Consider the following 8,049-nt stretch of genomic DNA (forward strand, 5'->3'; position numbering starts at 1 on the left):
CTCATGGTCGTCAAACAGAGTCTGTTGAGAAGAAATTCCCCCGGGGGTCGCCAGCGGACCGAGGCTTCGCAGGAGAATTCCCGGGGGTGATCTCCGTGCGCCCGGCGGTGGCGGCGATGACCTCTCCGGCGCCGCCCTCCCTAAGGGTCCGGGCCGCCGCCCGCAGAGTGCTGCCGGTGGTCACCACATCGTCCACCAAGAGCACCCGGCGGCCGGTGATTTCGTCCCGGCGGTGTAGGGAAAAGGGGATGGGACGGTCGGTGCGCTGGCGCCGCCCGAGGCGGGCCCGGGCCATGGTGGGGCGCCGCCGGCGAAGGCAGGGGGAGAACGGCAGCTCCAGCCGGCGAGCCAGGGGGCGAGCGATGCGTTCGGCCTGATCGAAGCCTCGGCGCAGCCGCCGCACCCAGTGCAGGGGCACCGCTACGACGACTTCGCAGCCGCCGAGATCTGGCCCCAGGCTGTGCCGCAGCGCCTGGGCCAAGCCGTCCGCGAGCTCCTCACCCAGATAGTCCAGGCGCCGGAACTTGAGCCCGTGAATCACCGCGTCGAAGGGCGGGCGGTAGAGCCAAGCCGCTTCCAAAGAACGGAACGGCGGCGGGTCTTTTCGGCACCGGCTGCAAAGAGAGGCTTCCCCGGAGAGGCGTAGCGAGCGGCCGCAGCCGCGGCAGCCTGCCCCGGCGGCGGCGAGCTTGCCGAAGCAGGGTCGACACAGCCCGAGCCCCGGACTTCCTCCTGCCACTTCGTCGCCGCAGCCGAGGCAGGGGCAGGGGAGCACGAAGCCGAGGGCTTGACGGAAGGCTTTTGTGACGTTCTTCACCGCTCTATCGTAAACCTCGTAACCATAGTCCGGTGTTCTTGGGGCGCCGGACGAGAGCGGTATACTGCCCGCGCCGGGTCGTGAAGGGAAACCCTCGAAGGGTTACCCCCCAGGAAAGTAGAAGAACCAGCTCGTCGTGGCGGCCCGCCAGCTCGCTCGCAATCACTCCGCGGCAGGCAGCCCCGATTCGGGCTCCCGCGGCTGGCCCCATGCATCGGGGCCTCATTTCTCGGGGAGGAAGGGAATCTTGAAGCGCTTTTCATTCTGGCTGACCGGTACGCTCTGGATCTTCGGCGGCCTTGCCATGTCATTCCTGCTGCCGGCGTCCGACGCTCATGGGCAGGATCTCCACACCTACTCCGTCACTCTCTCCGGCGGTATCGGCGGCTCCTTCGACGCCGAGCCTGACACCGGTTTGGACAACGACAGCTTCCAGCTCGGTTTGTCCATGATCACCGATCCCCGGGCCCTGCTCACGGCGCGCATCGGCCAGGTCAACCTGGACGGCGACGAAGGCTTCGGCAATCTGCTGGAAGCGGATCTCAGCTACATCACCATCGGCGGTGAGTATCGGTTGCGCAAGCCGTACTTCGACTCCGGTCTCTATCTCGCCCTGGGTGGCTATCAGCTGGAGGGCACCGACATCGCCGGGCAGGACGGTGACGATACCGCCATCGGCGTTGCCATGGGCACCACCGCGGACTTCCCCATCAACCGCTACCTGAGCGTGATGGCGGAGCTTTCCGGCCACTTCGTGGATCTGGACGAGGCCCAATTCTTCGGCATGCTGCACCTGGGCCTGTCGTTCCACTTCTGACCCGACGGCCCACTTCCGAGGGGCAACGTCTCGGAAGGAATTCTTCGAGAGCTCCCGCTGGCCGGGAGCTCTCTTTCTAGCTAGCGACCCGCTCAGCCTGCGGTGTTGTCGAGCAGCGAGCGGTCCAGCTGGACATCCTCGATGATCGCCTCCAGCTCGTCTCCGTCAGCTACCCGCTGGATGATCTGGTCGAGGGTGGCGCGGATCTCCGGATTGTCCCAATTGGTGGCGCCGACGAAGCGCAGGCGGTCGATCTTGCGGTTGTTCACCAGTACGTGGGTTTCCGGCAGCTTGCGGGTGCCGTAGCGGTGGGCCACCTGCCACTCCGGGTCGTAGAGCACCGCGAAGGCCCGCTCGCCGACGAAGGGCTGCACCTTCTGCAGCTCGTCGTCTACCGCCACCATCACCACCTGGAATCCGGGTTTGCCGGAGAAATCCCGGGCCAGTCGTTCGAGGGCTGGAATCTCCTGGATACACGGCGGACACCAGGTTGCCCAGAAATGCAGCAGCACCACCGGCGTCAGATGGTCGCCGAGGGTGGTGGGGCGGCCGGTGGCGTCGAGGAGGAAGCCTCCGGGGGCGGTGGAGGTGCCGTCGCCGCGGGGGATGAAGAGGGAGAGGAGAGCCAGCGCCAGGATCAAACCGAACAGGAATTTTGCCTGCTTGCCGGAGCGGACGGGGCCTTCGTCGCTGGGTTGAAGGGTTTGGCTCAGCAGGTCGTCACTGCCGTCCTCCTCGAGATGCGGCTCCTCGCCGAGCTTCTGCTTCGAGTTCTTCTTGGAGTCTTTGGTCATAGTGGGTGCGCTCGTAGGTTCTCAAATGGTCGGATGCTGGTCCCTCGCCTGCCTCGGAAGAGACGCCCTGGGACCGCCGTCTGTGGAGCCGACGGCTGGACTTGGGGCTCGATCTCTTACAATCTGAACCAAGACGTTCGATGACGAGGATTCTCCCGCACCGGACGAAGGATTCAGACGAATGGCCTCGGAGGGCGGTGAAGATCCTCTCCGAGCCGGAGGCGACGCGACGATTGTATACCTTGGATGAAGACGGCCCGACGGTTCCCCGGCGAGCTTTTTTGGTCGGGGTCAGCCTTGGCGGCGAGCCCCTCGATACGGTGGAAGAGCATCTCGACGAGCTCGAGGAGCTGGTGACCAGCTGTGGTGGGCAGGTCCTGGGGCAGGCGACCCAGCGTCGCCGCTCCCCCAGCGCTTCCACCTTCATCGGCTCCGGCAAGGCCCAGGAGATCGGTGAGGTGGCCCGCAACCTGGGGGCGGAAGTAGTGGTCTTCGACGACGACCTGTCCCCCAGCCAGATCAAGAACCTCGAAAAGGCCACCGACTTGGCGGTGATGGACCGCAGCTCTGTGATCCTCGAGATCTTCAGCCGCCGGGCCCGCAGCCGCGAGGCCAAGACCCAGGTGGAGCTGGCTCGGCTCAACTACCTGCTGCCGCGGCTGACCCGCCGCTGGAGCCACCTCTCGCGCCAGGCCGGCGGCATCGGCGTTCGCGGCGGTGAGGGTGAAAGCCAGCTGGAAGCCGACCGCCGTATGTTGCGCCAGCGCATCAAGCGGTTGGAAAAAGCTCTGGTGGGGATCGAAAAGACCCGGGCGCTGCAGCGCCGTTCCCGGCGGCGAGTGCCGACGGTGGCGTTGGCGGGCTACACCAACGCCGGCAAATCCACCCTCTTCAACCAGCTCACCCAGGCCGGCGTCAAAGCCCAAGACCGGCTCTTCGCCACCCTCGACGCCCGTCTGCGGCGGGGAGCGCTGGATCCCTACCACGTGGTGATCTTCGCCGACACCGTGGGATTCATCCGCAAGCTGCCCCACCACCTGGTCTCATCCTTCCGCAGCACCCTGGAGGAGATCACCGAGGCCGACCTGGTGCTCCACGTGGTGGACCGTAGTCATCCTGCCTGGGAGGATCAGCTGCGGGTGGCGGACGAGGTGTTGGACGATCTGGGGGTGGAGCGGGAGAAGACCCTGGTGGTCTTCAACAAAGTGGACCGTCTGGAGGCCGACCACGCTCCCACCGCCGCCGAGGCCGGGCGCAACGCGGTGGCCGTCTCGGCCCTCACCGGCGAAGGCCTCGACGACCTCCGCCAGTGCATTCTGAAGCAACTCTTCCCCGAGGCCGCGGCCCGGGACGAGGAGGATCCCGACCTGGCTTATTACTCCTGAGCCCGCTGGACCGCTGAGGCCGCGCCGCCGGAGGGGGAGGAGGCCGGCAAGCTCGCCAACACCTCCTGCAGTTGATTCCAGTCGCGGGTCGCCGAGCCCGAGTGGCGGTAGAGCACCTCGCCGTCCGACCCCAGGACCACCGTGGTGGGCATGCCCTTCAGGCGGTAATGCTCGGCGATGACGTGATCCTCGTCCCACACCACCGGTAGCCGCAGGCCGAGCTCCCGCACCAGTCGATCCCGTCCCGCCGGTTCCTCGTCCTCGCTCACCACCAGAAACTGGAACTGCGGGTGGCGTTCGGCGAGCTGCTGGTATTGCGGCAGGGTCTTCCAGCACGGCCCGCACCAGGTGGCGGCGAAGTCGATCACCGTCACCCGGCCGGTGGCTCCCTTCCAGGCCTGCTCCTGACCGTGCTGGTCCGAGGCGGCCCCGGCAGGCACGGCGGGCAGGGCCAGGCAGATCCCCACGAGCAGGATGAGCGTCAGCGGCCACCCGGGGAACTGTCGCCGATTCCTCATGGATTGAACCTCAAGCCGATGCCGAAGGACAGGGACGTGGAGTCCAGGCCGTCATCCCGCGAATAGGTGGTCAGCCGGGTCTCGAAATAGCGCAGGCGGCCGCGGCCCGAAGCGCCGCCCAGATTCCACCGCCATCCCACGCCGTACTTATCGCTGGTGAACTCGCTGAGGTCGCGGTCCGCGGTGAAGAACTCGGTGCCGGCGTCGAAGGTTCGCGGCAGGCCGAAATAATCCGCCGCATCCTGGGTGTAGTAGCGGAGGATGGGGTAGAGCCACTGCTCGCGCTCGGTGGGCAGCCGGAACCACAGCTCCAACTCCGCCGTGTGGCTTTGCACTCCCCAATCGTCGTCGTAGAGGCGGTAATAAAAGCGTGGCACGAAGCGCTTCGACACCGCATGGCTCAGGCGCAGCGCCAGAGCGGTGCGCAGTCGGCTGTCCGGTAGCCGCTCCGCCACTCGCTGGCCGTCGGGAAACTGCGGTGTCGGTGCGAGGATGACCTCGTGGAAGGGGGTCGAAAGAAAGCCGTCCTGGGAGCTCACGGAAAGCTCCAACGAGCCCAGGGTCTTCGGCCCCAGGACCTCGGTCCAGCCGAAATTGAAGTCGGTGGTGCTGCGATCGTCCTGACCGCGCTGGATGCCGTCGATGCCGTAGAGGTCGATGGTGTCGGAGTAATGCCGCAGCCCGGCGCTCAACGTCGTGTTCTGCTGGCGGAAATTGCGCGACCAGCTCAGACCGCCCATAAAAGACGAGTAGTCATATTCCTTGGAGAACCCGAAGGTGACACCGACGTCCTGCTGCTCCATGGTGCGGGTGGCGGTGAGGGTCGTGTAGGCGCGGTTGTCCATCCGGGAGGCGCTGCTCACCTCCGCCTCTCCGAGGTCGATATTGTCGGTGGAGGCGGACGAGATGTTGTCGATCCCCAGCTGGGCCTGGTACGTCCAGCGATCGCTTTGCTTCCAGCGCAGCAGGATCACCGGCGAGATGACGTCCATCTCCTCGGTGCCGATGCCGCCGGTGACCGGTGAGTTCTCGCCGTCCTGCTCGTAGTAATTGAACAGGATTTCCACATCCAGCTCGCTACCGTCGGTACCCGAGGCCACCGGCGCCGAGCTCGGGGAGCCCGCGCCGGGAGGCGCCGCACCGGGTTCCGGGGCCTGCGCTTCCGTAGCGGCTGGTATCAGCAGCGCCAAGACGAGCAGAGCTCGCAAGATCCCTGAAGGCCGAAGGGCCGTGGTGGTGGAAAAACTGGAGGAAAGCCTCCGGGCGCTCAGGAACATCCGCAGCCTCCTCCCGATTTGCCGCCGTTGCCGCCGGCGGCCCCTTCACGGTACACCTCGATATTGCGCTCGAAACGGTGGCAGGGCACTTCGTCCGCCTGCATCGCCTCCAGGGACAAAATCTCTCGCTCGTAGGGCTGCACCGTGGCGCAGGCTCCCAAGCTCAGGCAGAACCCAAAGCCCAACGCCAAAGCGAGAAATCTCTGTCCCAGAGAGCGGTGGATGAAAGATCGGTGAAGCTGAATCATGAATCGGTCTCCTCGCGGACGAACTTCGATTGCAGGTTGTCGGAAAAATGCAGTGAGCCTTCGGCATCGACGATCATTCCCTCGATGCCCCGCAGCTGGTTGAGCAGGGCCAGTCCCTTTTCCCGGCCAAGCACGAAGACTCCAGTGGCCAGGGCATCCGCCAGCTCGGCGTTGGGGCAGACGATGGTGACGCTACGCACGTCTCGCACCGGCTGCCCGGTGCGCGGATCCAGAATGTGGGCATAGCGCACACCGTCGATTTCGACATAGCGCTCATAGTCGCCGGAGGTCACCACCGCCTGGCCGGAAATGCGCAGATAGGCAAAGACCTCGTCGGGCTGCAGCGGATCGGTGATGGCCACCGTCCACGGCGTGCCGTCCTCTCGCTCGCCGAAAGCCAGCAGATCCCCTCCGGCATTCACCACGCCGCCAGCGGCGCCGTACCCGCGCAGCACCTCCACCGCCCGGTTGGCCGCATACCCCTTGCCGATGCCTCCAAAGCCGATGGCCATGCCCTCGCGGGGGAGCTCCAATGTGTGCTGCTCGGCGTCCAGCCGCAGCAGCCGGTAGTCCACCAGCTCCAACGCCGTCGCCACGGCCTCTGGGGCCGGCAGCTTCGGATCCTCGGCCTTGAAATCCCACAGCTTGCCGGCGCCGGCGAAGGTGATGTCGAAGGCCCCGTCGGTAAGCTTCGAGACCTTCAGCGACCGCCGCACCAAGTCGAAGAGCTCCGGTGACACCGCCACCGCCCCTTGCCCCGCCGCCCGGTTCACCCGGCTGGTCTCCGAGCTCTCCCGCCAGCTCGAGATCAACGCCTCGATGCGGTCGATCTCCCCATAGGCCGCCGCCACCGCCTCTCTCGCCATCGCCGCATCCTCGTGCACCACGGTGACCTCGAAGCGCGAGCCCATCTTGATCTGGACTTCCTTGACCGTGTGCGGAGCGCTTTCCTCTGCGCTTTCTTTTGCGCTTTTCTCTCCGCCTCCCTCCGCAGGATGGGCGCCTACCAGGCCGGCCCACACCACTCCCACGAGCCCCAATGCCAGGACTCCTCCTCTCCAGCTCCAGCGATCCCAACCCGTCTTCAGCACGGCTCGACTCCTTGGCAGCAAGACGTCTCGAGGCGCTCCCGCAACCACTCCGGTCCTGCGAGCGCACCGATAGCCTCAAGCCTGCCACTTCGACCTGAACTCCACATGAACACTTCAATCGTCCCCCGTCGTTGACACCACCTCCACCCGCCCGCTACAATCCGCGTTCCCAGAGACGTGGGGCTGTAGCTCAGCTGGGAGAGCGCTTGAATGGCATTCAAGAGGTCGTCGGTTCGATCCCGATCAGCTCCACCATTTAGATTCAGATACTTAGGGCCCGCCGATCCGGCGGGCCTTTTCAATTCAGCAATCAGATAGCAATCAGGCTGAGGGGCTTTTTGGCCCTCAAAACGGAGCCTAGAGCTCGCTCGTGGAGCGCTTCCGGTTCTTCGTCAGCCACTCGTCAAGGTCTTCTCGGCGGTAGACGACGCGTCTCCCGAGCTTGACGAAGACCGGTCCGCCACCTCTGGAACGCATGGTCTCCAGGGTCGCCGGCGAAAGCCCGAGGTACTCGGCGGCCAAGGGCGTGGTGTAGGCGCCGGGCTCTTCCAGGGAGACGGTAGTCACAGGCGTGCTCTTCCTCCGAGAGGCTGGGGAAGGGGCGCTTCGCCGTCGTTGACGTCTTGGCTCTTGGTCTTGGTTCGGGGGTCGTAAGGGAGAGCGAGTAGACACGAGCGAGCCGAGCTCCTCGCGGAAATCTGTGAGGAGACCTAGAACGAGACCCTTCGGGCCCTGCTGAAGTTTTCTCTGGATTCGCTCCAAGACGCCCTGATCCTCGATGAGGCTGACTATGGTCTCGAAGCCTGCCCGTCTGTCCTTCTCGATGTTCTCGAGGACATGTCCCTCGGAGATCTCGACTTCGATAGCAAGGGAGCCGTGCTTCAGCGGCACGAGGAGATCGACTCGTGCTCCCTGGCTCTCGTCTTCAACGGAGACGGTTAAGCCCTCGGCTTCGAGCCAGGTGGCGATCTCTTCGACCCACCATTGATGGGCGACGCCACCTCGACCGAGACCGGCGGTTGGAACGACCTCAAACTCGGAGAGGAGTGACCTTCCTTTCCCCGTGAGCTCCAGGAGCTTGAAGCGCTGCCCTCGACCACCG

Annotated in this window: 9 protein-coding genes and 1 tRNA gene; 3 read left to right on the plus strand and 7 right to left on the minus strand. The window is 65.4% G+C overall.

Features of this window, described 5'->3' with window-relative positions:
* Window positions 1-10: 10 nt before the first annotated feature.
* The gene (locus SX243_12430; protein ID MDY7093770.1) at window positions 11-817 is read right to left on the minus strand and encodes a ComF family protein; all 807 of its coding nucleotides are present in this window, start codon (window positions 815-817) and stop codon (window positions 11-13) included.
* A 247-nt stretch (window positions 818-1,064) separates the two neighbouring features.
* On the opposite strand from SX243_12430, the gene SX243_12435 reads away from it, so the two are divergent.
* A complete protein-coding gene (locus SX243_12435; protein ID MDY7093771.1) occupies window positions 1,065-1,634 on the plus strand; it encodes a hypothetical protein in 570 nt (189 codons plus the stop codon).
* A gap of 92 nt (window positions 1,635-1,726) precedes the next feature.
* On the opposite strand, the gene SX243_12440 is transcribed toward SX243_12435, so the two are convergent.
* Window positions 1,727-2,428, minus strand: a complete 702-nt coding sequence (locus tag SX243_12440) for a TlpA disulfide reductase family protein (GenBank protein MDY7093772.1) — start codon at window positions 2,426-2,428, stop codon at window positions 1,727-1,729.
* 197 nt (window positions 2,429-2,625) lie between these two features.
* On the opposite strand from SX243_12440, the gene hflX reads away from it, so the two are divergent.
* Entirely contained in the window at window positions 2,626-3,813 is a 1,188-nt protein-coding gene (gene hflX, locus SX243_12445; GenBank protein MDY7093773.1) for a GTPase HflX, read from the plus strand.
* Here hflX and SX243_12450 read toward each other — a convergent pair.
* From SX243_12450 to SX243_12465, 4 genes are read right to left on the minus strand one after another with little or no spacing between them, the layout of a single operon-like run.
* Window positions 3,804-4,331: a TlpA disulfide reductase family protein gene (locus tag SX243_12450; protein MDY7093774.1), complete on the minus strand. Its 528-nt coding sequence runs from the start codon at window positions 4,329-4,331 to the stop codon at window positions 3,804-3,806. The genes hflX and SX243_12450 overlap by 10 nt on opposite strands.
* Entirely contained in the window at window positions 4,328-5,608 is a 1,281-nt protein-coding gene (locus SX243_12455) for a DUF3570 domain-containing protein (GenBank protein ID MDY7093775.1), read from the minus strand. Before SX243_12455 ends, SX243_12450 begins: the two co-directional genes overlap by 4 nt.
* A complete protein-coding gene (locus tag SX243_12460; GenBank protein MDY7093776.1) occupies window positions 5,599-5,856 on the minus strand; it encodes a DUF4266 domain-containing protein in 258 nt (85 codons plus the stop codon). The genes SX243_12455 and SX243_12460 overlap by 10 nt, the downstream gene beginning before the upstream one ends.
* Window positions 5,853-6,947 (minus strand): FAD:protein FMN transferase, encoded by a 1,095-nt coding sequence (locus tag SX243_12465; protein MDY7093777.1) that lies wholly within the window; start codon window positions 6,945-6,947, stop codon window positions 5,853-5,855. Before SX243_12465 ends, SX243_12460 begins: the two co-directional genes overlap by 4 nt.
* A 179-nt stretch (window positions 6,948-7,126) precedes the next feature.
* On the opposite strand from SX243_12465, the gene SX243_12470 reads away from it, so the two are divergent.
* Window positions 7,127-7,202 (plus strand) — tRNA-Ala (locus tag SX243_12470).
* Between the two features lie 102 nt (window positions 7,203-7,304).
* Here SX243_12470 and SX243_12475 read toward each other — a convergent pair.
* Entirely contained in the window at window positions 7,305-7,514 is a 210-nt protein-coding gene (locus SX243_12475; GenBank protein MDY7093778.1) for a helix-turn-helix domain-containing protein, read from the minus strand.
* Window positions 7,515-8,049 lie beyond the last annotated feature (535 nt).

The organism is Acidobacteriota bacterium, from assembly GCA_034211275.1.
Classification (GTDB): domain Bacteria; phylum Acidobacteriota; class Thermoanaerobaculia; order Multivoradales; family JAHZIX01; genus JAGQSE01.